22 protein-coding genes, 2 pseudogenes and 1 riboswitch are annotated in these 22,953 nt (G+C 39.9%); of the genes and pseudogenes, 6 read left to right on the forward strand and 18 right to left on the reverse strand.

The genetic code is table 11. From position 1 onward, the window contains the following. Positions 1-268: 268 nt before the first annotated feature. The 3 genes from BMW45_RS25280 to BMW45_RS25290 form a co-directional block, all read right to left on the reverse strand. Entirely contained in the window at positions 269-1,663 is a 1,395-nt protein-coding gene (locus tag BMW45_RS25280; RefSeq protein WP_092250422.1) for a L,D-transpeptidase family protein, read from the reverse strand. 274 nt (positions 1,664-1,937) lie between these two features. Then, positions 1,938-2,288, reverse strand: a complete 351-nt coding sequence (locus tag BMW45_RS25285) for a hypothetical protein (RefSeq protein WP_092250425.1) — start codon at positions 2,286-2,288, stop codon at positions 1,938-1,940. 35 nt (positions 2,289-2,323) lie between these two features. Then, a complete protein-coding gene (locus BMW45_RS25290; protein WP_092250428.1) occupies positions 2,324-3,562 on the reverse strand; it encodes a cation:proton antiporter in 1,239 nt (412 codons plus the stop codon). 147 nt (positions 3,563-3,709) lie between these two features. Further along, positions 3,710-3,839: riboswitch (cyclic di-AMP (ydaO/yuaA leader) on the reverse strand. Positions 3,840-4,129: 290 nt separating this feature from the next. Between BMW45_RS25290 and BMW45_RS25295 the strand changes: the two genes are divergently transcribed. Continuing rightward, positions 4,130-4,606, forward strand: a complete 477-nt coding sequence (locus tag BMW45_RS25295; RefSeq protein WP_092250431.1) for a hypothetical protein — start codon at positions 4,130-4,132, stop codon at positions 4,604-4,606. Between the two features lie 159 nt (positions 4,607-4,765). Next, positions 4,766-4,978 carry a hypothetical protein gene (locus tag BMW45_RS25300; RefSeq protein ID WP_092250434.1) on the forward strand — a complete coding sequence of 71 codons (213 nt, stop codon included), beginning with the start codon at positions 4,766-4,768 and terminating at the stop codon, positions 4,976-4,978. A 141-nt stretch (positions 4,979-5,119) separates the two neighbouring features. Here the strand turns inward: BMW45_RS25300 and BMW45_RS25305 are convergent, their stop codons facing one another. Continuing rightward, the gene (locus BMW45_RS25305; protein ID WP_025233401.1) at positions 5,120-5,548 is read right to left on the reverse strand and encodes a GNAT family N-acetyltransferase; all 429 of its coding nucleotides are present in this window, start codon (positions 5,546-5,548) and stop codon (positions 5,120-5,122) included. A 277-nt stretch (positions 5,549-5,825) separates the two neighbouring features. On the opposite strand from BMW45_RS25305, the gene BMW45_RS25310 reads away from it, so the two are divergent. Continuing rightward, a complete protein-coding gene (locus BMW45_RS25310) occupies positions 5,826-6,326 on the forward strand; it encodes a CarD family transcriptional regulator (protein WP_242883236.1) in 501 nt (166 codons plus the stop codon). A gap of 254 nt (positions 6,327-6,580) precedes the next feature. On the opposite strand, the gene BMW45_RS25315 is transcribed toward BMW45_RS25310, so the two are convergent. Both BMW45_RS25315 and BMW45_RS25320 read right to left on the reverse strand, forming a co-directional pair. Further along, complete coding sequence (locus BMW45_RS25315) at positions 6,581-7,234, reverse strand: DUF4241 domain-containing protein (protein ID WP_166433471.1); 654 nt, start codon at positions 7,232-7,234, stop codon at positions 6,581-6,583. Positions 7,235-7,761: 527 nt separating this feature from the next. Beyond that, entirely contained in the window at positions 7,762-8,004 is a 243-nt protein-coding gene (locus BMW45_RS25320; RefSeq protein ID WP_166433472.1) for a hypothetical protein, read from the reverse strand. 631 nt (positions 8,005-8,635) lie between these two features. Between BMW45_RS25320 and BMW45_RS25325 the strand changes: the two genes are divergently transcribed. Further along, positions 8,636-8,851, forward strand: a complete 216-nt coding sequence (locus tag BMW45_RS25325; RefSeq protein ID WP_025233407.1) for a hypothetical protein — start codon at positions 8,636-8,638, stop codon at positions 8,849-8,851. 222 nt (positions 8,852-9,073) lie between these two features. Here BMW45_RS25325 and BMW45_RS29230 read toward each other — a convergent pair whose 3' ends face one another. The 6 genes and pseudogenes from BMW45_RS29230 to BMW45_RS25345 form a co-directional block, all read right to left on the reverse strand. Beyond that, the gene (locus tag BMW45_RS29230) at positions 9,074-9,196 is read right to left on the reverse strand and encodes a hypothetical protein (protein ID WP_465220288.1); all 123 of its coding nucleotides are present in this window, start codon (positions 9,194-9,196) and stop codon (positions 9,074-9,076) included. Then, positions 9,194-9,388: pseudogene (locus BMW45_RS29235) on the reverse strand (N-acetylmuramoyl-L-alanine amidase family protein); the annotation flags it as partial. The pseudogene BMW45_RS29235 and the gene BMW45_RS29230, both read right to left, overlap by 3 nt. 108 nt (positions 9,389-9,496) lie before the next feature. Then, positions 9,497-10,651, reverse strand: a pseudogene (locus tag BMW45_RS25330) (N-acetylmuramoyl-L-alanine amidase family protein); the annotation flags it as partial. Positions 10,652-10,757: 106 nt separating this feature from the next. Further along, positions 10,758-11,213 (reverse strand): hypothetical protein, encoded by a 456-nt coding sequence (locus BMW45_RS25335; RefSeq protein WP_025233409.1) that lies wholly within the window; start codon positions 11,211-11,213, stop codon positions 10,758-10,760. 357 nt (positions 11,214-11,570) lie between these two features. After that, the gene (locus tag BMW45_RS25340) at positions 11,571-12,284 is read right to left on the reverse strand and encodes a hypothetical protein (RefSeq protein ID WP_092250443.1); all 714 of its coding nucleotides are present in this window, start codon (positions 12,282-12,284) and stop codon (positions 11,571-11,573) included. A 281-nt stretch (positions 12,285-12,565) separates the two neighbouring features. Then, complete coding sequence (locus tag BMW45_RS25345) at positions 12,566-13,333, reverse strand: EFR1 family ferrodoxin (protein WP_092250446.1); 768 nt, start codon at positions 13,331-13,333, stop codon at positions 12,566-12,568. 138 nt (positions 13,334-13,471) lie between these two features. Here BMW45_RS25345 and BMW45_RS25350 point away from each other — a divergent pair, with 138 nt between their 5' ends. Next, a complete protein-coding gene (locus BMW45_RS25350) occupies positions 13,472-13,810 on the forward strand; it encodes a winged helix-turn-helix transcriptional regulator (protein WP_025233412.1) in 339 nt (112 codons plus the stop codon). Positions 13,811-14,350: 540 nt separating this feature from the next. After that, complete coding sequence (locus BMW45_RS25355; protein ID WP_092250449.1) at positions 14,351-15,568, forward strand: 6-phosphofructokinase; 1,218 nt, start codon at positions 14,351-14,353, stop codon at positions 15,566-15,568. Between the two features lie 33 nt (positions 15,569-15,601). Here BMW45_RS25355 and BMW45_RS25360 read toward each other — a convergent pair whose 3' ends face one another. Genes BMW45_RS25360 through BMW45_RS25385 form a run of 6 tightly spaced genes read right to left on the reverse strand, consistent with a single transcriptional unit; the run spans position 15,602 to position 22,777 of the window. Next, positions 15,602-16,963 carry an FAD-dependent oxidoreductase gene (locus BMW45_RS25360; protein WP_092250452.1) on the reverse strand — a complete coding sequence of 454 codons (1,362 nt, stop codon included), beginning with the start codon at positions 16,961-16,963 and terminating at the stop codon, positions 15,602-15,604. Next, positions 16,941-17,510 carry a hypothetical protein gene (locus BMW45_RS25365; RefSeq protein WP_025233415.1) on the reverse strand — a complete coding sequence of 190 codons (570 nt, stop codon included), beginning with the start codon at positions 17,508-17,510 and terminating at the stop codon, positions 16,941-16,943. Before BMW45_RS25365 ends, BMW45_RS25360 begins: the two co-directional genes overlap by 23 nt. A gap of 25 nt (positions 17,511-17,535) precedes the next feature. Continuing rightward, the gene (locus BMW45_RS25370; protein WP_092250455.1) at positions 17,536-19,689 is read right to left on the reverse strand and encodes a hydantoinase/oxoprolinase family protein; all 2,154 of its coding nucleotides are present in this window, start codon (positions 19,687-19,689) and stop codon (positions 17,536-17,538) included. Positions 19,690-19,713: 24 nt separating this feature from the next. Continuing rightward, positions 19,714-21,015, reverse strand: coding sequence for a C4-dicarboxylate ABC transporter (locus BMW45_RS25375; RefSeq protein WP_092250457.1), 1,302 nt, complete (start codon positions 21,013-21,015; stop codon positions 19,714-19,716). Positions 21,016-21,047: 32 nt separating this feature from the next. Next, positions 21,048-21,743: a hypothetical protein gene (locus BMW45_RS25380; RefSeq protein ID WP_092250460.1), complete on the reverse strand. Its 696-nt coding sequence runs from the start codon at positions 21,741-21,743 to the stop codon at positions 21,048-21,050. A gap of 47 nt (positions 21,744-21,790) precedes the next feature. Beyond that, positions 21,791-22,777 carry a winged helix-turn-helix transcriptional regulator gene (locus BMW45_RS25385; protein ID WP_092250463.1) on the reverse strand — a complete coding sequence of 329 codons (987 nt, stop codon included), beginning with the start codon at positions 22,775-22,777 and terminating at the stop codon, positions 21,791-21,793. Positions 22,778-22,953 lie beyond the last annotated feature (176 nt).

Consider the following 22,953-nt stretch of genomic DNA (forward strand, 5'->3'; position numbering starts at 1 on the left):
TAATTACTATCAGCCAACTTATTTATTATCAATATTAAGTTTTATTGTACAATATAAACACGTATAATTCTATTTATTTCATTATATCAGAGTTTAGTATAGAAATATAGCAATGCGTTATTATTGCATTATTACTGCGTTATTATTGCCTTATTACTCAAATGCCACAAACTATAATGTGCTTTGTATGTAGCCTGAAGAACGCCTTGTTAAGGGCGTCCTTACTTAACTAAATCTCACATTCCGTTTCAAATCAGACTTCATTTTACTATTCCTCATAAGAGATAATAGGAATCCCTTCTTCTATATGTTCAAAAATCGTTTTTGCTAAATATAATGGAGCATTTACACATCCATGGGTACCATTTCTTTTGTATATCTCACCACCAAAGGAACGCCTCCAGCTCGCATCATGAACTCCTATATTTCCGTAAAAAGGCATCCAGTACTTCACATCCGCCGCATAACCCGGTCCTGTTAAGACAGTATCTCTTTGCTTATAGTTAAGCATATAGGCTCCAACCACAGTTGAATATCCTCTGTTAGGATTCCCTGTTACCACTGGGCCATGGATAATTAACTTCCCATCTTTATAAAACCATATATGCTGCCTGGTTATGTTGATTTCTACGTAGGTATTGCCTATCTCATTCTCATCTCGGGACAAAGCTTTTTGTGTATAAACAGGTTCCTTGGTAAGAATCAGCCCATGGCTTATATTTTTCAGCAGTTCCTTAGTTTCTGCGTCCTGATTAATTTTCCAGCCATAAAGTCCACCTTTTACTTCTACTACCTTCCCAACCGATGACCGGAAATTTCTTGTAATTCCGACAGTGTCATATTTTTTGCTCAATTCTTTCACATACTTCGCAACAGAGGTCTTGTTTATTTCCACATCCAAATTATCATCTACAATTAGCCATTTATGTATCATGTTCCCATCTAGTATTTCCTTTTTGGTACCAAATGTAAAGGTAATACTGGTTGATACGTACTTATTTAAAATATCTCTGGTTTTATGAGTTTTGTCTGAAGTTAAGGTATATTGGGGATTTTCATAACAAAGTTTTTCATTTAAATCTAATTTAGTCTCTCCCACCAAAATACCCAACTGAATCGCTTTCACTAAATTATCTTTCCTTATTTTATTACCATACACTTCTTCCACCAGTTCATAGGAACCGTCAGTATATTTAAAACCCACATTTTGCGGTTCTATCAGGTTGTTATTTAAACAATTTAATTCACTTATTTTATTTTCAAGAGCTTTTTTATTATAAGTAAATAAATCCTTCGAATATAGTTTTTGATCTCTAAATAATGAAACGATCCATTTTAGAGAGTTCTGCTTATGGAGAAGATTTGTAATATTATCTTCTCCTCTATATTCCAATCCAACCTCCTGCCCGGTTATGTTTTCGATTTCCCCATTTCTTTCTATAAGTTGCAGCTTATAGTCCTTTACGTAGTTCCTCATTATCCGATCCACATCATCATTCGCTTTTAACGAAACATTTACTCCATTTATTACTGTGGAAATATAAAAATGATTTGTAAAATATAATGATACGAGTAAATATATCAGTATAACTGAAGCAATAACAATGATTGTATTTCCTATGATTCCTCTTTTGGATAGTGCTTTCATCTTCTCATTCCACATATTATACCTCTCATCAAAAATACACATGCACTATACTTCAGCATAATATTCACTTTATAATATGTATGCATTTCCAATTTTATAGCTTAAATATTCGTATGTGAATATCATATACCTCTTGACGGTTATTGGTAACGTAAAAGGGTGCTGCAGAACAATCCATTTGCTCTGCAGCACCCCTGTAAAATATGATATTTTAGTCATGGCTTGTACATTCCGGAAAGAACTGAAACGCTCCAACAAGTGTCGTCCTACAAGCCCCACAACTATCCGGTTATTCTTTTCGATTCATCGGATAGACTTTACCGATGGGGACTGTAAACATAAATCCTCCCCCAATACCTGATATGCCGTCAACTGCTTCCTGAACGACTGCTACCGCTTTATCTACTAAACTTTCGTTTTCAAGAACAGTAAAAATTGTTTTACTATAAGGATGCGAATCACTTAGAAGCATATGTAAGGCGCTGAATAGTGGGGCGCTTCTATTCTCATTATTCACAATGGCGCTTCCCATTCCCTGGCTGTCCAATATGGTCGCACCACTAATTCCTTCCCTTACAAATCCGGATAAAATATCATCCAGACTGTCAACTGTGTTTAAAACAATAAACAAAACATACATAATTCCACCCCCGATTTTAATATTTTATATTTATTTTAATCATATGACTGAGAAACATGAACAACATTGTTTTTCTTCTGATTATGTTTTTCTTCTTTCTTCTCCAATTGATCAATTTCACCAGCTTTTTGTATCGCCAGCTTAGCGAATACAGGACCTGTTACTTCATAAATCAATACGCTAAACATGATAATGGTACCAATCGCAACGGCATATTCCGGTAATTGCTGACGCACCAGTACAAGAAGGCCAATGGATATACCACCTTGAGGGAGTAATCCCAAACCGAGGTATTTCGTAATATTAGGATCGGCTTTCACAGTTTTCGCACCGACCCATGCACCCAGCATTTTTCCACCGGCCCTTGCAATTACATAAGCGACCCCCACAATTCCTACGCTGACTAAAATACTTAAATCCAGGCTGGCACCTGCTAATGTGAAAAATAAAATATAGACTGGTGATGCAAAATCATTGATCGAGTCAAAAACTCTCTTCGACTTTTTTAATGTATTTACCACAGTAGTTCCCATCATAATACACGTTAATAAAGGTGATAATCCTAAACTAATGGATATTCCTGTTGCGATTCCAATTGCCATGAGCGATGCTGCCTGAAGCTCGTCACGACCGCTTGATTTCTTCGCAAAAATAGTAAGAATAAACCCTAGAACCAGACCAAGTAAAATAGAGCCTCCTATCTCAATAATCAGACCATTAAACATTTGTATTACGGAAAAATCCTGTTGACCTGTCGATAGTGTTGCTAAAGACATGGCAATTCCAAAAGCTATTATTCCAAACACATCATCTAATGCAACTACAGGTAATATTGTTTTTGTTAATGGGCCATGAGCGTTATACTGCCTTATTACTAATAAAGTTGCGGCCGGCGCCGTTGCAGCTGACATCGATGCAATTACAATGCTAAAGGCAAAAGGCTGATTTAGTAAATAGTACATGACAGTAAAAACAATAACAACGGCTCCAACAACCTCTGCCATAGTAATGATTACAATGGATTTCCCTAATTTCAGCATATCTTTAATGACAAATTCATTACCTATACTAAAGGCAATCACTGCCAAGGCCAATTCATTAATTACAGAAAATGATTCCATATCACTTGAACTAATAAATTTTAAAAAAGAGGGTCCTAAAAACAATCCTGCTACCAGATAACCGGATACATTGGGAAGCTTAAAGACTCTGGCTGCTTTCCCGCCTATAATTCCAACAAATATTACAATACTGATTTTCAATAGAAAATTCAATTTTGTTCCTCCACATCATAATATTAAACCTTATGACATACGTTTAACGCCTTTTGCATATATCAATACCCTATTACCGTGAGACCTCCTTGTTGGTATATTTTTGCACATCAAAAAAGCGGATAAACTAACTCATATTGAGCTTCGTCATTCGCTTGGTATACTCCTATGGGATTAGCTGACGGATTAGGGCTCCCAAGTTGCCCCTCTTAAAACTAAGATTCACCCCTGAGATTGGTTCCCCCACTATCAGAAAGATATTCGGAGTTGTTTCATTAACCTTAACATGGATAAATGAAATAGTCAAATTTGACTAACCTCTAGCTGAAAGCGGAGTGCGAATATCCGATTGACTGGCAGCTCTCGGACTGGGTGGAATAGTCAAAACGATCATTTTAACTAGTATCTGCAGAATGTTATATGTGGAACTGAATATTTGATTGCCTTTTTATCAACATCAATCTATACTAACTATACTAAATATAATACAGCCGTGCCGCAAGCAAGCCGTGATCAAAGTCGAAACCATAGGGATGATTTTAATAATAGAACAAATCAGGGAGCCATATGAAAAACACAGTCAAATCTTTAGTTGTTTTTGCAACATATACAATAGTATTTATTCTTGTGAATGGTATGATGCCATTCTCACAGGAGTTTAAGGAAGCTAGCGCACGGATGGCGGCGGGGCCTCTGTATTTACTGTATGTAGCTATTAGCTGCCTGTGGTTTAGCTCTTCTATCTGCTATACCGTTTCCCATACTAAGTGGAAAGGCGTCAAACTGGCCCTCGGCGTAATCACCGTAATTAGCCTGGTTCATCCTGTTTTGACTCAGGTTGAGACATTGTTCTTTGGGAGAGCGTTTACCGTTAACTCCAAAAGGGATATTCTGCTGATTATGCTGGCAGGCATTTTGCCGCTATTAGCTTCCGTCCCAATGGCCGTTAAAATGTGGAGCAAAGAAAAATCAAGGGAATCTGTTTATATTTCCACTATTAAGTACGGCTATCGTACTCATTATTCCAAACTTTCTTTTCCCTGATACGGTAAGATGGGCGCATTTTATCGAAATGTTTTTATCTATGCTGCTTTTCGGAGTGATGACAGGTTTAATAATGTCCCACGCATCACAAAGGGAATGATCATTTACGTCATATTAATTGTATGGATTCATGATATTCTTATACAAGGAGAACACAATATGGATAATCTTAATGATAATCTTGCTTTTATGAAAAGTGGATTTGATCTTCCTGAACGTGAATTTATATCCGATCAAGAGCGTGGTATGCCGCCACCATGTGCTGCGAAAACAATCGATGATAAATTAAAAATCATTGAACTTCCGACAGTAGATAAAAAACTGTTAAGTACAATGATTTATAAACTTGCTTTAATAATCGGAAGTAGTTGATCTACCGTCGATGCAATACGTCAATTTGTGATTGATTTCGGTTGAAAATATGCAAGGAAACATTAATACTGATAGCTAGTAGTTTTCTATACATATTCAATTTTATTTGCTTTACATTATGCTCATAATCTCTGCTATAAATTATAACTGTTTCTTTAATGTATATAGTCTGATATCGTCGGGAAAACCGTTGACTTCTCCACAAATAACATATCCTTGCTTTTGATAAAAAAGTGGAGCTTGAAAAGAATATGTTGTCAGATGAGCAATCAAGCATCCAGCGTCTTTTGCCTGATGTTCAATTACTTCCAATAAACGCGATGCGATTTTTTGTCCCCTATAAGCCTCCTGCACCCAAAGAACCTCTATTTCTAAGGAGGAAAGATATGTAGATCCCGATACACCCCCAATAATAACTCCCTTTTCATTGCGGGCAATATTTGTAAACTCCTTATTTGGTACTTTTAATTTACCGTTCGTTTTTTTCATATTGTGCTCAAGCAATCCATTTATACGAACTAAATTTAAAAACTCTTGCTCATCACAATCATTATAAATAGTTATAAACATATTTGTCACCTCCATAAACCCAATATAAATAATTCTTATAAGTAGAATATCATCAAGTTTGCTAACTATCAATATTAAGTTTTAGTGTACCACAATCAGTCAAATACTAAATAGATTAGCCCATGATATAGGCGTGAGTTTTGGACAAAATCACCATATACATTTCATCACAATTGTGCTATAATATAAATATCTAACGTGTGGTTTGCTTTACAGGGACGGAAGTCCAGTTTTAGTGAACCGCTTTTTTTATTTTATTAGAAAGAGGTGAGATATTATGAACATAGGTGATGTCATCATATACGGAAATCATGGTATTTGTAAGGTTACCGGATTACAGGATATGTGCATGGATGAAAAAATCCGTCCATACTATGTACTCAAGCCTGTCTACCATACTGCCTCAACAGTATACGTCTCAGCTATAAGCAACCGAAGAAAAACTGAAATTCGCCATATTCTCTCTGCCGATGAAATTTTCACTCTAGTTAAGAAAATGTCGGATAAAGATTACATTTGGATTAAGGATAATCGTAAGCGTAAAGAATTATACGGCCAGATTCTTGCAGATGGTAATCGCTCCGAACTTATAAAAATGATAAAAACTTTGCGCTGTCACAAACAAGAGCTAAAAAACACAAATAAAGACAGGAAATTACAGAATTCTGACGAAAGCTTTCTTAAAGATGCTGAAAAAACGCTTTGTGAGGAGTTTGCTTATGTATTGAGTATCAAGCGTGAAGAGGTCATTCCGTTTATCTATGAGCAGAGATTATAATCCATTTTACATTTATCAAATGCATTTCATTATCATTCCTTATTAGCATGTCAAGACCACTTCAACTCGCATATAAATCTACCACTATTTTCATTATTATTTTTCCCCACAGATAAGATTTTTTTAACGCAAAACGAACCTAAGTTTATAGTAAAATTATTAATCACTGGATTACCTTCTAAACCTATGTTTAACCGTAAATTAAATTTATCTAATTTATTTTCAGTCGCATCATCACCTCTCAAATTTATTTGTTATTCCTCGTCATCGATGGTATCAAAATCCGTAATCAGGCAGCAAAGCTCATGATTTTTATCATATCCCCAATAAGAAGCATAACAGCCATCCCCATAGCCGCTTGAAAAAGCGGTCAGATTATTGTCTGTTCCGGGAAGTTTGTAATTTGCTGTGGAATAGGTGTATACATAACTGTCGTCCAACGCTTTTTCCAGTTCCGGAAGCATGCCGTCATCAAAAGTCCCAACGAGCGTCACAAACTCTCCGCAAGTCAACTCGTCCATAAAGCCACCTGTTCCGCTGTCTACTCCATAACCGTAATATTCATCTTCACCCAATTTTTCGGCATCTTGCCCTTTTATGAGTGCAAGTTCAAAACGAACAGGGGAATTTTCTGTAAAGCGTATTTCCGCAAATGCAACACGGCGGTCATCTTCGATATGCTGCACATAGAGAATGACTGGGTATTGGCCGGGCTTGACTGCTTTTTCAAATGACTCTGTTTCATAAATAAACAACGGGTCATTTGCTACAATTTTTCCCGTGGGGAGATTGAGCAAACCAAGGGACTGCTCCTCCATTTTTTCATGAAATTTACTGTTTATAAAAAACTTTTCGCTTTCTCCTGCCCGCAACAGTTTCAGCTTGTTTATTTGTTTGTCCATTCCCATATTCTTATCTCCTCGTATGGTATAAATGATTTTCATGAGTAGAATACCATCATGCTTACGAACTTTCAATAGTCAATCGAATATTCGCAATCCGCTTCGTTACCAAGTTCAATATCTCTCGCCTGCTTATGAGCGTCTCTCATGTAATCATTAAGTGCGTCAACAGCTTTGTTGACGGTATCATCTTTTTTACGGCTTACATATTGGATAGGTTCGCCGTAAGTCTGCCCTGCTTTAAAACGGACAATCTCTAAAGCATTCTGTGAAAACAGTTAAAAAAATGGGCCGAAAATTGCATTTTTCGGCCTCAAAATTCCCCCTGTCTATGTTCCAAAACCACAATATATTGTGGTTCAATTTCCCTTATTTCTCCTTCCGGCTACAATTCGACATCATTATTATACACTCCACATGCGGTGACACGAAAGTTTTATACTACATGGCGAAAATACGGGGTTTTACAACTAAATTTTAGAAACGGTCTCGGTCGAACAATTGTCTTAAAAACAAAAGTCTGATAATATCTCTTAAATTAAAATCACGAAAACGACGGCGGCGGCGGTCTCTATCTCTGTCTCTGTCTCTATCTCTGTCTCTATCTCTGTCTCTGTCTCTGTCTCTATCTCTGTCTCTGTCTCTGTCTCTATCTCTGTCTCTGTCTTCTCTGTCTCTGTCTCTGTCTCTATCTCTGTCTCTGTCTCTGCCATCCCTACCTCCGAAACCATCAAAAGGTATCTGCTGAGATGAACTCTCTCCCATCTCCTGTCCATAATAATCCTCGTACTCGAAATTACTAACATAATTATCAATCATATTGTCCCAATCCCTGAGAGACTCTTCTCCGGTCATATTGTTCGCCACAATAGTGGATCTAACAGTTTCATTTAACATTGCATATAATTCTGGAAATTCAGAGGCGAATGCATATAATTCCATATAATAATTACTCCTTATTCATTTTTAACTATATTACTTTTAATATATAATATTGAGTAAATCAATAATAGTTCACGTATTTTATTAAATTATTTATCACATAGGGGGCAGCAAAAAACGAACCTCAAACAGATAGTGGGGTTTATAATTATGATATTGTCAGAATTGTCGATCAGAAATTTAAGACAGAATGTCATATTTTAAACAGGTTAAAAAAGAAACTCTGAAATAAGTTGATACTTATTAAAATCCATTACTACTTATTGAAATCTGTAAACGGTTGTCAAACGTAGTCATTGACAACACAAGGCGGGTCCGCAACACTGGATGCGGTAATCCGGCTACAGAAGTGAGCGCGGAGAGAACCCCGGCAAGGGCTATCAAAACACTTTTTCGAACATATGTTTGATTTTTATTTCTGAATATGTTATACTGATTATGAAAAGACACAAAGGAGTAATTGCAATGGAAAAACAATTAAAAAATGATGAATGTTTCGTTTTTATTGAAACCGGATTAAATGCTTTAGAAAAAATAGGCTGGTATGGCGAAACCAAATTTATATGTCCTGTATGTGGGTATAATAATGCCAACGCTAAAAGGATTAAAACACCTAATAAAGTTCGTAATAAATCTACTTGGCTATATTGTGAAGAGTGCGGAATGCTCGTCCATGGATAAAATATTAGAGGTAAAGACATTAGTATCTCTACCTCTTTTATATAAAGTGAACATTTATATTATTTAATTCTTATATTCCACTATCTTTGCATAAGTCAGCAGTAATCACTTATAAAACACTAATATTATTCATAATACATCGTTAACAGCAGCTTTAATATCATTAATAACAGCATGAGTTATGGCGGAGATTTGGGAAAAACCTATCATTCCTGTTTTTAATTACTTGTACCATGTACCATCTTCATCGATAAAGAATCCGTTGATAATTGTGTTGACTGCCATGGCCCCATCACTATTGAAATAATACCAGTTTTCTTTTATCTGTCTCCAGCCTGATTGCATGGCTCCGGCAGAATCTGTATAATACCACTTATTATTATAGAAGACCCAGCCAGTTACCATGGCTCCTTCTACACCAGTGGCTGACGAAGGATTTAGGTAGTACCACCTATTATTGGACATAACCCAGCCAGTTGCCATCGAACCATTGGCATTGAAATAATACCATATTCCATTTATCTGTCTCCAGCCAGTATGCATGGCACCCTCCAATCCTTTATCTAACGAAGGGTTCAAATAATACCAGTTATTACCGGAAACAATCCAGCCAGACACCATGGCTCCTTCTACACCAGTGGCCACCGAAGAATTTAGGTAGTACCATCTATTATTGGACATAACCCAGCCAGATGCCATGGAACCATTGGCATTGAAATAATACCAGTTTCCATTTATCTGTCTCCAGCAAGTATGCATAGCACCTTCCACTCCTATATTTAGCGAAGGGTTTAAATAATACCAGTTATTACCAGAAACGATCCAACCAGTCACCATGGCTCCATTACTATTAAAATAATACCAGTGATCGTTGCTTTGCTTCCATCCAATAACCATCATCCCACTGCTGTTAAACATATACCATTTGTTATTTATATTTAGCCAGGATTTTTGATAGGTACCATCAGGGTACTTATAATACCAGGTATTTCCATCCCTAATCCAACCAACTTCCCAATTTGAATTCCAGGGTCCATTCTGTCCACTTCCATCAGACACGTTTTCTTCCGTAAGATATGCTTCATCAGATTCTGTCCATTCACTTTTCTTTCCATATTTCTTTTCCGTTTCCGTACCTGGAGTAGTTCTGACTTTAAAAATGTAACTGCCTGCTTTTGTCATGTAAGGATAAAAATCATAAGAAGTTTTTTTCAAACACTCAACCTTTTTTATGATTGTATTTCCGCGGTATAAATAGACATCATATGCTCCGGAACTGTATTCCCCTTCGCTCCATTCGGCATCTCCGATTCCTGAATCCCCCCAGTAAGCACTTTCTGGTGAATTATAGGTTCCTTTTAAAGGATTGAACGTAAATGTCACATATAAGGTATCTGCCCTGGAACGGCTGGAGGTTACATAATCTCCTCCCTTTATTGACACATTACCGGAATTATATCCTCCTTTAAAAGCATATTCATTAGAATTTATAGCCCGTAAAGTTACTTTCATCTTCGGCTTTGAACCAATCATCATTTCCTTATTGTCAGAGGTTATCCAATTTAAATCCGTAACTTCATACCTGTTATTATTGCTACAGACATAATTTCCTGATTTCTCCGTTGTTTTAAAGGAAACTTCTGAAGATAACGTCTTTCCTTCTTCCAAATCTTCCATTCCTACATAAATAGTCACCGATGATATAGTTTTCGATGAAGCTGCCAGGGATTCAAGTGGGGTGCTAATCCAGAGTACTGTTATTACAGAAGCCCAGGCCACCAACCTCTTAAAGTACTTCATAAAAACTCACCTACTTTTTCTTATTATATAAAATATATTATTACATCTAAACCATGGGCGAACTTCTTGGCCTCAGTTGCGGTAAATATCAAAAGCGGTCTCCCACTTAACGGACACCTAATTTTGCGCCACGCCTGATGGTGCCATCACTGTTCCATTCGGTGTAGACGTATGGGCCACCGTCAGTGGTTCCATTTTCAGTAAAGTTATGTGTGACACCATTGTAGGTGTAGGGACCGGTTATCATTTTCAAGGTATTGGTGTCAAAGTAGTAGACATTGTCATTAATTTTCATTATCCCGCCCTGAAGCTCACCGGTGTCAGCTGTGTAATACCATGTGTTATCCCTTTGAATCCATCCGGTACGCATAAGCTGGTCATTACCAAAGAAGAACCAATGATTTTTGTAATTGACCCAGTTGTTAGTACAATAATCACCAGATCCCCACTGGTACTTTACCCCCTGCGGGGTGTTCACAAATCCTGCAGCAAATGATGACATAGCACTTCCTATGGCTAATGCTATAGATAAAGTTGTAACCGCTAAATACTTTTTTTTCATAGATCTTGACCTCCTTATAATTGCATAGGTTATTATAAATTTAGTTAAAGTATATAATCTGAAGCAATTTTAAGTCAATGAAGTTTATGTATTTGTAAAAACAAGTAAACTATTTGTAAATATTTGACAGTAAAAATTTCAAATCTTAAGAAGACTGTAATTATAGTAAAATAACTAATTATTATACCAGCAGAGATCACCAATATCATTAAAAGCAAATGATAGGATTATGAATAAATCCCTATTCCTCGTATAGATATATTGAAAACTCATTCAGGAACTATATTGAAGAAAGAATCCGAAAACACCTCCTGCAATTAGAAAATGAATTGCAGAAGGTGTTTTCGATTGTACTATTTATTGCCTATCTTGCTCATTTCTTTCGTCGGTATTCATATCTTCGCCGTCATCGATAACAGCCTCGCTAGATTCGTTCCTTATCTCTTCAATGGATTTGTGAACATTCTCCAACTTCTGACTGGTGTTATCGTCGAGCTCCAGAGACCGGCCCTTTAGCTCTGTCACCTTTTTAGATTTGGCTTCTATATTGCCATTGCCTCTGGATATTTCAGCCTCCAGGACCCGGATGGTTCCATCCAGATGCTTTTTCTCCTGGTGGACTGTTTCCGCCTGCTCTTGGTTGGCAGAAAGGGCGGAGATGCCGCTTAGCTGGTCTGCCTGGGCTTCTTCCTTTGTCTTTGGCTTATCGTAGATTCTTCCATCAGAATCCTCATCCTCCGTTTCTTCTGCCTGCCTTGCCTGAAGTTGAGAAATCTGATTGTCGATTTCCTTCAGCCGCTTTTCGTATTCTTCCAGCTGTGCTTTTACATCAGTTCCGTTTTCTTGAGATGAGTCCATAAGGGACTTTTTCTGTTCCTGTAAGAATTCCTTCTGCTTCATCAGCAGCTCTAGCATACTCTGGTTTTTGCCAGCAGGAGAAATGACGGTGGCATCCCGGTTCTCATCGTCTTTCTTTTTTCCAAACAAGACCTCTGTCTGGTTAGCGGCGGAACGGTTGATGGCATTGATACTTTGGGAAGGCATCTGCCCGTTCAATTTTCCAATATACATAAGATATCCCCTTTTCTTGTTACTTTTCATTACTATTTTTGATATCGGCAAAAAAAGTGAATATATAAGGTTAGACCTGTAAAAGCAGCTTGCAATAGGTAAATCTTATTTTTCCTACACTGCACCCACATGTCCTCCCGCCCAAGGGCCATGGTTTCCTGATATGTTGAGCTACATATATGATTCATTCTTTTCCCCCTATATTGCACTACCATATCTGGAACTACCATATTGGATACATCAAAAATTTTGATTTTCATAATATGACACTTATAATAGATTTAAATATTAGGATTAAAATACTGTCCTCTTTTTTCTGTTTTATCTCCATATTGAATGGCTTGGACAGGACAGCGATGTATACACGCCATACATTTCGTGCAATTTTTTCCCCATGTGGGAATGTTATTTTTTAGTTGAATGTTTTTAGTCGGACATATCCGTTCACACAAGCCGCAGGAAATGCAATTATTTTTAACATGAAATTTCTTCGTTCCTAAGCAAAATTTATTGAAATACGGATTGAATATCTGCGTTCTAAACCAAGGAAAGCTTCCACTATAGCAGTCAAATATATCCTCTGTTCTTTTTGTTAAAAGATTGCTTATATCGTCGACCCTTTGTTTAGCCTGCTCCAGCTTTTTATTTTCCAACTCTTTTGAATCTAAATCATAATGAATAATATAATTATTGGGCATGAAAACAGAAAATCCACTGTTCAGTTTGATTTTTTGTTTTTGTAGGTGTGATGACAAAACGTTCATGGCTTGCCCTGCATGATCACCGCAAGTACAGACTGCAAAAGTATAGTAATCATTACTATTAGTGATTACAAAATCATTTATAAACTCCAAAACTATTTTAGGTGGTGCCCAGGCATAGATTGGAAATACAAATCCAAGCATCTCATCCTGCTTTAGAGTGAATGAGAACGATCCACGTTTTTCTTTCATAAGCTCTGCAATGGATAATATTCGCTCGTCTTGAAGTTCAGCCAGCTTTTTCGCCACCCATAAGCTATTCCCTGTACCTGAAAAATAAAATATCATACTACACTCTCCTTTTATTTTTTAAGATTTAGTGTTACTATATTTTAGAAGCTCTTTAATATCATTATATTTTCTAGATATATTTTTACAAGTACGCACATTTTTGTGCCCTGGAAGCATATTTTTGAGGTGGTTAAAATGAATATAAGTGAATGGTACGATGGCTCATGCGACATGGTTAATGCTTTTAATTTTATATGCGGAAAATGGAGGCTCCCCATCTTGTGGTATTTGTCTCAAGGAAATCTTCGATATAATGAGCTAAAGAGACAGCTTTGTGATATTACAAATATTATGCTCACCCGTTCTTTGCAGGATTTAGAAAGTCATGGAATGATTTGGAGAAAACAACACTCCGAGATCCCTCCACACGTAGAATATGGATTAACTGACCAAGGGAAAAAAATTATTCCTGTTTTAAAAGCTTTAGAGGATTGGGGAGAAATGCAAGTAAAATTTGAAAAAAATGTTGACTAAATTATTAGCAATAGAATATGGTATTAATAAATACGTCAGGAAAAAATTGGGGGGGACATTCCATAAAAGATTTAACAGATAGAGTAATACTTACATGGATATTGAATGGTTTAGAACGGAAATAGAGAAAATTTTATTGTGTAGTATAGTTTGTTGTATAGTATGCTACTACCAGTGAGATTTTTTAATACTCTAATTTCATAATTATTCATTAATAATTGGTTATTGTTGCATAATTCGGTTGCAGTCGCTTATAAAAAGCTACTACCATTCATTCACAGTTTTTTCACAAGACGTACAAAATTTATTTACAACTTCTACAAACTTTTTTCATATCTGTCTTATATAATAAAGATAGTAACAAGAGGAACTCCAAACTTGTTAAAATTAAAACTTTTTTTCATAACTGGCCGGTGAAAGTCACATTTCACCGGCTCCTCCCTTTTATGGGGCAAATATTTCCCAGTTGCAAAGAAACTCTTTCTATTATAGAATAGGGAAGGTGCCCATGGCATATGCAAACTTGGAGGATATTATTACATGAAGAAAAATGCAATCGTAGGACAATCCGGCGGACCCACCGCTGTGATTAACGCAAGCCTTTATGGCATCATCAAAGAAGGAATGGCCCAGGCCGAAATCGGAAGGGTCTACGGAATGCTCAATGGCATAGAAGGCTTCATGTCCGGCAATTATATGGATTTAACAGGTGACCTGACTGAAGAAGAGCTGGAGCTTTTAAAATTAACACCAGCTGCTTATTTAGGTTCCTGCCGCTATAAACTTCCTGATGATCTGTCTTCTCCCTTTTATCCGGCTCTTTTTGAGAAATTCCGAGCTATGGATATCGGATATTTCTTCTATATTGGCGGTAATGATTCCATGGATACGGTAAGTAAGCTTTCCCGCTACGCCGCCCATCATGGAAGCTCTATCCGTTTCATTGGAATTCCCAAAACCATTGACAACGACTTGATTTTAACGGATCATACTCCCGGCTACGGCAGTGCTGCCAAATATGTGGCTGATACCGTCCGCGAAATCGTTCTGGACTCTTCTGTTTACCAGCAAAAGTCCGTCACCATCATAGAACTTATGGGCCGTCATGCAGGCTGGCTTACTGCTGCCAGTGCGTTGGCCAGAAAATTTGATGGCGATAATCCCTTGCTTATCTATCTTCCTGAAACGGATTTTGAATTTGAACGGTTCGCATCGGATGTAAAAGCGGCCCTTAACAATCACAATTCCGTTATTATCTGCATCTCAGAAGGGCTCTCTGATTCCCAGGGCAAATTTATCTGCGAATACGCAGATGAAGTCCGTTTGGACACCTTTGGTCATAAAATGCTGACCGGAAGCGGTAAAATGCTGGAGAATTTTGTACGTGAACGTTTTGGTGTAAAGGTCCGTTCCATTGAACTGAATGTTAACCAGCGCTGCAGCGGCATGCTTGCTTCTGCAACTGACATAGAAGAATCCGTGCAGGCGGGCTCAGAAGGAGTAAAGGCCGCGTTAAAAGGTATTACCGGAAGAATGGTTGCCTTTCACCGCACAGGAAATTCCCCTTATTCCATAGAATGCATCACCGTTGATGTCAACGAAGTATGCAATCAGGAAAAGCTGTTCCCCGTACAGTGGATCTGCGGCAATGGCACAGATATCTCCCCAGAATTTCTGGAATATGCCATACCGCTGATCCAGGGTGAGCCTCAAAGAAAGATGGAAAGCGGCAGACCCGTGTACCTGTACCGGAGATAATTATGGCATGCTTTTCCGGATTTTAAAATCCGCTCATTCATACGGCTCAAGAAAAGCGCCATGATCCTTTAAAAGATTCTGAAGCTGTGCTACGTCGATAGCGGCAACACCAATTCCCTGTTTTGCCGCTATCGCTGCCGCAGTACCGGCCCCTTCACTGATTGCCATCAGTATGGGCGTTACGCGGACCGCTGCACAGGCTTCATGAGTCGCACTAATGCATCGCCCGGCGACCAGAAGGTTATCCAGTTCATTTGTATACAAACAACGGTATGGAATGGAGTACCAGCTGCCTTTCTTTAAATAATGATGTTCCATTGTTCCTCCATCAGGGGAATGGATGTCGATGGGATATCCGCCCATGGCAATGGCATCTTCAAACATTTTGTTCTGTAATAAATCGGATGCAGTTAACCGATAAGCACCGTTTATCTTGCGGCTTTCCCGGACCCCGATATGCGGTCCTGTGGTTACGATAACAGCATTTTCAAATCCAGGAATGTAATTTCTCATAAAAGCAACTATGGCATGTGCCTGTTTTCTGCCTTCTATCTCCGCTTCTGTTAAATCAAATGAATCCAGAGCGCTTTTTTTAATGATCCGGGACATGTTAAGGATGTATTCTCCGTGATTGTTGGTTTCAAAGCAAAGCACCATATCTCTGTCAATCGGGAATTCCCCTTTTTCCTTTGCCTTACTGATAACAGAATACGCCCCCTGCATGCCGCTTCTGGGAATCAGCTGCAGACGTTCGAATGGAATGGTTTCAAGCATATCATCAGAGTTCTTCTTTATGTATTCCATCATCTTATCCCGATCCACATTGCATACCTTGACATTCATTGTCATGGGCTGAGCCAGATGATCCTCCTCCCTGCCGTAAACACTTCCGATTCCCGCATGGGTGGCCAGGTCTGCGTCTGCCGATGCATCAATGAAAACGGAGGCGGATACGTCAAAGAAGCCCTGTTTTGCATACAGACGTACCTTGCGGATCTTTCGGTCCTCCCATTCACAGCCTGTATAGACGGTATGATAGAGCAGATCAGCCCCGGCCTCCTTCACCATGGTCTCAAGAATCAGTTTCATACCTTCTGCATCAAACGGGGTTACGGAACTGGCATACCCCACAAAATCCTCCATATGGCCTGGAGAAAAGCCTTCTTTTACCATACGAGCCACAATTTCCTCAGCAATTCCCTGCACGACTTGCGTACTTCCTGCATGGAATGTCATCTGGGGACCCGTTCCGGCCATAGTAAGCATACCGCCCAGATATCCATTCTGCTCTACCAAGAGAGTCCTGGCTCCGGATCTGGCACTGGCGATTGCAGCTACGGTACCGGCAGGCCCTCCTCCAATAATGACCACATCATAGGTTAAGTTCTGTTTCATATCTCTCCTCCTTTATCAGCTGATCATAGCGGCAGGCAAAGGCATGAGCCCCGATTTCCGATAACGCCCGGATCCCGGTCCTTCCGATTTTCAGACTGCCAATCCTTAGCATTGGCACCAGATATTCTTTACTCGTAAATCCCAGTTCACTCCATTCAAGAAAATGATAATATTCATGGCTTAAAATCAGATTCATGGCTTCCGCCATCTCCATTTTGTTTTCTTTTGCCCAAAGTGAAATAGATTTCAAGTAAAGATGGATCCTCTTCTGTCCGGTCAGATAATCACTGAAATATCTCTGGTTTCCCACAACATAATCGGCATCAACTTTCTCGCAGGTTAAGCCGCTTTCTGTTACAATTCTAAAAAAGTCTTTTTCCCCATTGTAACGCTCAAAAATCATTTCTGCTGCTGCTTCTCCCTTTTGCCACGCACGGTCTGTAATCCTTTTTCTGTCCTCAGACCGGATTTTATGATAACAGCTGTCACGGCTTAATTCATCCTGTGCCAATTCCTTCCCTGGAAACGGCATGGAACCCGTATTCAAAATCCAATCACCACCTTATCTGCTTTTATCCTTCTGTCCGGCCGGTTGCAATGATCAGGATTTTTTCATCATTGCCAAAACCTGTCAGTTCTGCATTTCCCAGTGCACAAATTTGTGCTTTACTCTGGAGTCCGGATAAATCAATGACCCTTTTCCCTGATACCAGATAGATATTGGGCAGATTGGCACCGCCATCATTAAACACCGTCATCTCTTCCAAATACCATTCGATTTTTGTTTCCCAGTCCGCAATTTTCACCTCTGAAACCTGAGCATTGCTTTTCTGAAGGCGGATCACGCCTTCTTCATCAATCAGACGCAGGGGAGTTGTTTTCTTTTTCAACAATCCCAGAAATTTCTTTTCCAGTCTCTGGGACTGCACGGCATACATCACTCCGTTTTGTGCGGTTATGGATAATTCTCCCGGATTCCCATCCATATTTTCGGCGCAAATCTTAAGGAGCTCATCAACCGTCAGTTTTGTATTGCCCAGGACCTTACTTCTCATTTCCGTGGCACCTACAGCAATTGCCCTTAGAAGGTTTTTTTGCGTATCCACTTCTACATGAACCTCAATGGTCCCCGGCGCAGCGCCGCTCTGGATTGCTTTCTGTTCTACTTCCCTGCGAATGCTTAAGATATCTTCCTGGGAAGGACTTGACACCGTCCGCTCCACCATATCCCGTACCATGGCAAGAGCGACTCCTATGGTGGAAATCACCGATGCATTGCCTGCGATCCGGTATTTATGCTTCATTGTCTTTGCAAGATGGGGAACCACGCTGGCTGCTCCGCCTCCGCCTCCCACAAACACGGTCTGGTCCGGACGCATTTTATAGTCCTTAATAAGCTGTTCTGCAACCTTTGCATTTTTGGCTGCTGCGAATGCCATGGCCTTTTCTGCCGCTTCTTCCACGGTACAGCCCATTTGATCTGCCAACGGCTTCCAGGCTTTCCTTGCTGCTTCCACATTCCCATAGGAATAATCTTCCGGCCTTACGTAACCAGCTATATTAGCAGCTCCCGCCATGGTGAGGGTCACCCGTACTCCATTGTCACATTCAATAACCGCATATTCCGGATCAGAAGGTACGGGGCTGACCGTCATAAGCCTTGGATTTTTAATAAGGTCGGCATCAGTATAAACTTCATAATCCAGACCGGCAATATGAGCACTTCGCGGCCCCATGTTAACGGCCTTGCCATCCTTTATCTGTACCATGCTTCCCCCGCCAATGCCCACGGTTCTGACATCAAGACTGCTTAAATAGGTTTTATGTCCTCCCACTTCTGCATATTGGATCATAACCTTGCCATCCTTTACGCAGGATATATCCGTAGAAGTACCGCCGACTTCAAAAAATAGACCATCCGTCAGCTTTTCATACATCAGAGCGCCGGCAACACCGGCTGCCGGTCCCGAGAGTATTGTCATAATCGGCCGGTTTCTTACCTCGTCTACTGTCATAACGCCGCCATCACAGCGCATTACCATCAGAGGGTTTTTGATTCCAGCTTCTATGATGCTCGTTTCGGTCATGGTTGCAGCCTCAAGCATCTTAGGCATAATGCTGGCATTTACCACGGCCGTCCTGGTTCTTATTTTCAGGCCGTATAATTTTGATATTTCATTAGTAGCCGTACCCGGGATATTCATCTCCTTGCATTTTTCCAGAGCCAGATTCTCATGATACGGATCATCAACACTGAAAGCCTCTGCAGCCACAATGCTGGAAGTACCTCGTTCTCTTAAGGAGCGGATGGCGTCCACGATCCTGCTTCCCAGACTGTCCTTATCCGAAGTGTCCACGTATTCGTTCTGACTTTCCAAAAATTTACCGGCTGCCAGTTCTATATTGCTGATATTGGTATCCGACCTGCTTTTTGCCCCTTGCAAACCGCTTCCCAGCGTTACAATTCCAACCGGAGCCACATCTCCTTCCAGAAGTGCATTGGTAGCCTGAGTCGTACCGTGAGCGATAAAAACAACGTCATCCGGATTAATATGACAATCCTCCATAATGCGCTGCAGCGCCTGAACAATTCCTTCTGCCACCCCCTGCCTGGAATTGTGGGTAGTAGGAGTTTTCACCACTCCTATTAATTCAAAAGTTTCATTATCAATGGCAGCGGCATCCGTAAAGGTGCCGCCCACATCAATCCCGATGCGTACTTTCATAAATTCAATTCTCCTGTCGATTGCTTAAAAGTATATGAATGCCGAGATTATAACACCGATCACGGAAATCGTCCAAAGATAGGGCAATAGCTTTTTGGTAATCGTATTAACATCCACCTCGGCGAAATTGGCTGTCCAGACGTTTTGTGTATTGGTAGGATCCCCACAACCCTGAATCCTTTCTGCGGAAAGAAAAGCTCCCATAACAGCCTGCGGATTCAGTGTCCCAAGACCGATCACCAAAGCTGCAATTCCGGAACCGAGTCCAAACAGATTCATAGGACCTCTGTATAAGGATAATGGTGCCAGAATGGAGAAAAAGATTATGTATCCGACTTTTGAAGTTGGGATCACGGCAAGTAAAAATGGGTTCAGCACTTCCTTTACCATGGCGTGAGTCACTGCAAGATATAAGATTCCAATGCCCACCATTAAGATGATTGCAGGCGCTGCATCGGTAATTCCGTCATAACAGGTTTTTACAAGCAGATTCATTGCTTTAGAAAAGCTTTTGGATGTAAACAGCAGAATCCAGAATATGCCTGCCAAAAAAGAAGGAACAACGGGCACCTTTAAAAACGCTACCAGAATGATGGGAACAAGTGGTGTGATCATGGCAAGCCCACCGGCTGTTCCTCTTAATTGCTTTGCCTGGATCTGATCTGAAACAGGTGCGGAAAAAGCAAATTTTACTCCATTCTTTTTGAACTCCACAAAAATCAGGATTATAGTCGCGATCAGCGTTACAGCCAGCATATAGACTTCAAACCCTTTAATTTTCTCAATTTCCAATCCGAATATGCTGGAAAATGATGTCCAGTTTGCAATATTAAAACTGAGTCCCACCGCAAATGCCATCAAAAAGATGCTGGCAGCGCTGATGGCCGGTACACCCACGGAAATCAATATGGGCAGAACAATGGTTCCCACCATAATAACAGAACCCAATCCATTTAAAGTAGTGAACAAAAGTGCAACTGCCGTTACCATGATCAAGGTAACAATTAACGGCCTGTCACCTCCCAGCTCTGCACTTTTTTTGATGATATTTTCGGTCACTCCAGTCTTATTCATCAACTGTCCCAGCCATGCACCGAAGATAACTGCCATAATCGCAGATCCCATTCTGACAGTACCGGCCTCTAAAACAGTGGAAAGCCAGCCGATCTGAGCCCCTTCTCCATTAACTCCCACTGCCGGAACTCCTGCAATCACGCAGATGACAACAGCCAGAAAAGGCAGAGCCAGCAAAGTAGGCAGTTTTTTTGCCATCATAAATGCTGCAATAACAAGAAAAGCAATGATGATACATGTTCCCTGTAACATACGAAATCCTCCATTTTTCAACTAGATGGTGTTTATAATTTATCTACCGCATTCCGGAACTGTCCGGTTACTTCTTTTACCTGTTCTGCAGCCGGTTCCTTTCCCATTACGATGGCTCCGATCATGACAGCTTTGCAGCCGGCTTCATAAAGATGCTTTACTTCCTCCGGGCATATCTTCTTCTGGGTAGGGATCAAAGTCGGCTTCCCTGCTTTAGCAGATATATGGGAATACCGTAAAATATCTGCGTAATTGAGGGGTGCCCCGTAGCGTGCTCCCGGCTGAATGCTGCATTCCAGGATATCAATGCCGGACTGCCGGACTGCTTCCAGTGTATTCTGATCATATGTATCATCAATGGCAGCCATTTTTGTCAACACCCGGCTCTCCATCATATGACACGGCAGATGGTGGATGTAGGAGGAAAAGAACCGAAGCCCCATTTGTTCCACTTCCAACCTTTCTTCCCTTGTAATAAATGCATCTTCTCCTCCGGGCACAAGTCCGACCGGAACATCTTTGCATAGTGCAATCAAATCTTTCAGGAACTGCCGGTTCTCCTCATAAGTTCCGAATGTATGGCTGCTTGCACGATGCCATACATTTGCATGAACTTTAATTGCCTGGGCCCCTCCTTCCAATGCAGCCCTGGCTAGCTCCAGATTATTTTCCGGCAGGCTGACCACCAGGGTAAATTTGTTTTCATTTACCAATTCTTTAAAATCCATTGACTTCTCCTTTCTGAAATGCGGTCATCCGGCGGCCGTCCGGACGGTTACATTTCACAAATTACTTTTTTCAGTACTCTCTTACCTAAATCTGTTTCCATATGGTTAATCACAGGCTTTATTGCCTTGACTTCAACAGCGTGCTTTAATAAATGACTCTTCTTTAACTGTCCGCTTACACATTCTGCCAGATGGTCTCCCTCGTCCAGTCTGCCTGACAGATATACGTTTTCGATGGGAAACATCAAGCAGATCATCTGCAGTATATTAACAATTCCTTCAGAAAGTTTGTCTGCGGTCATTTTTTTACCGGCATGTTCAACGAAGGGGGTCATATCCGCTTTCTTTCCCTCCGTCATATCAAGAAACGTTCCATTGGAGGTTATGGAAACAAAGATTTTTTTCCCAATCTCAATGTGTGCACTGTTCGGGCTCTCTTCTTTTTTCATGATTTGCCGGAAGGAATAAACCTGAGAATATTCTTCCATGACAGGCACTTTAAACTGGGTCTTCACCGCCTCACAGAATGATATGCTGGCCGAAGATAATGAGGTGGAATACATAACATTAAAATCACTTGGACTCATATCTTCCTGGAACAAAAGCCCGATTCCTGCCAGTTTCCCATTGCAAAAATTCTCCGCATCCTCCCTTATGCAATGGGCGACCTTTTCAAGCAGTTCATTGCCGGTAATGTAATAATCGGATATCAGAACGCTATGTTTTTTTTCCAGCGCCAGATCTAGAAAATGTAAAACGGCTCTTCTCCAGCCAATTTCCAAAATTGCGATATACCCTTTGCTGTTATTGACCGATAATTCGATTCTTTTTCTGCCGCCTGTGGATGTGGTCACACCATTTTCCACGATCCAGCCTTTTTCTATTAATTCCGATGTCAGAGATGAAACCGTACTCGGCGAAAGCCCTATAATCTCGGATAATTCTATACGGGAAACCGTTTCCTTTTCTAAAATTACATTCATGATCAATCGCAAATTTTCCCGTTTCATGTCCTGTAAACCGCTTTTTTTCATATTTGTACAACGCCTTCCTTCTTTTTTCGGTCTCCGAAATAAGTTCTGTTTTAAAAATATATCATTTGTAACAAATTGTCAATGGAATCTTACCTATCTCTTTTATTTTGAGCAATGTGCACGATTTTATTTTTTCGAATTTGTCAAAATCCTACAATACTTTGTGGCCATCAGCC

The organism is Lacrimispora sphenoides, from assembly GCF_900105215.1.
Taxonomy (GTDB): Bacteria; Bacillota; Clostridia; order Lachnospirales; family Lachnospiraceae; genus Lacrimispora; species Lacrimispora sphenoides_A.

What these genes read in the sequence shown, in the direction of transcription:
- BMW45_RS25360 (WP_092250452.1), bottom strand. Translation starts at nt 16,963, where the DNA reads ATGAAACAGAACTTAACCTATGATGTGGTCATTATTGGAGGAGGGCCT.
- BMW45_RS25385 (WP_092250463.1), bottom strand. Translation starts at nt 22,777, where the DNA reads ATGAAAAAAAGCGGTTTACAGGACATGAAACGGGAAAATTTGCGATTG.
- BMW45_RS25355 (WP_092250449.1), top strand. Translation starts at nt 14,351, where the DNA reads ATGAAGAAAAATGCAATCGTAGGACAATCCGGCGGACCCACCGCTGTG.
- BMW45_RS25380 (WP_092250460.1), bottom strand. Translation starts at nt 21,743, where the DNA reads ATGGATTTTAAAGAATTGGTAAATGAAAACAAATTTACCCTGGTGGTC.
- BMW45_RS25310 (WP_242883236.1), top strand. Translation starts at nt 5,826, where the DNA reads ATGAACATAGGTGATGTCATCATATACGGAAATCATGGTATTTGTAAG.
- BMW45_RS25370 (WP_092250455.1), bottom strand. Translation starts at nt 19,689, where the DNA reads ATGAAAGTACGCATCGGGATTGATGTGGGCGGCACCTTTACGGATGCC.
- BMW45_RS25300 (WP_092250434.1), top strand. Translation starts at nt 4,766, where the DNA reads ATGGATAATCTTAATGATAATCTTGCTTTTATGAAAAGTGGATTTGAT.
- BMW45_RS25350 (WP_025233412.1), top strand. Translation starts at nt 13,472, where the DNA reads ATGAATATAAGTGAATGGTACGATGGCTCATGCGACATGGTTAATGCT.
- BMW45_RS25305 (WP_025233401.1), bottom strand. Translation starts at nt 5,548, where the DNA reads ATGTTTATAACTATTTATAATGATTGTGATGAGCAAGAGTTTTTAAAT.
- BMW45_RS25345 (WP_092250446.1), bottom strand. Translation starts at nt 13,333, where the DNA reads ATGATATTTTATTTTTCAGGTACAGGGAATAGCTTATGGGTGGCGAAA.
- BMW45_RS29230 (WP_465220288.1), bottom strand. Translation starts at nt 9,196, where the DNA reads ATGCAATCAGGCTGGAGACAGATAAAAGAAAACTGGTATTATTTCAAT.
- BMW45_RS25325 (WP_025233407.1), top strand. Translation starts at nt 8,636, where the DNA reads ATGGAAAAACAATTAAAAAATGATGAATGTTTCGTTTTTATTGAAACC.
- BMW45_RS25335 (WP_025233409.1), bottom strand. Translation starts at nt 11,213, where the DNA reads ATGAAAAAAAAGTATTTAGCGGTTACAACTTTATCTATAGCATTAGCC.
- BMW45_RS25375 (WP_092250457.1), bottom strand. Translation starts at nt 21,015, where the DNA reads ATGTTACAGGGAACATGTATCATCATTGCTTTTCTTGTTATTGCAGCA.
- BMW45_RS25315 (WP_166433471.1), bottom strand. Translation starts at nt 7,234, where the DNA reads ATGGGAATGGACAAACAAATAAACAAGCTGAAACTGTTGCGGGCAGGA.
- BMW45_RS25280 (WP_092250422.1), bottom strand. Translation starts at nt 1,663, where the DNA reads ATGTGGAATGAGAAGATGAAAGCACTATCCAAAAGAGGAATCATAGGA.
- BMW45_RS25295 (WP_092250431.1), top strand. Translation starts at nt 4,130, where the DNA reads ATGAAAAACACAGTCAAATCTTTAGTTGTTTTTGCAACATATACAATA.
- BMW45_RS25340 (WP_092250443.1), bottom strand. Translation starts at nt 12,284, where the DNA reads ATGTATATTGGAAAATTGAACGGGCAGATGCCTTCCCAAAGTATCAAT.
- BMW45_RS25320 (WP_166433472.1), bottom strand. Translation starts at nt 8,004, where the DNA reads ATGGACAGGAGATGGGAGAGAGTTCATCTCAGCAGATACCTTTTGATG.
- BMW45_RS25285 (WP_092250425.1), bottom strand. Translation starts at nt 2,288, where the DNA reads ATGTATGTTTTGTTTATTGTTTTAAACACAGTTGACAGTCTGGATGAT.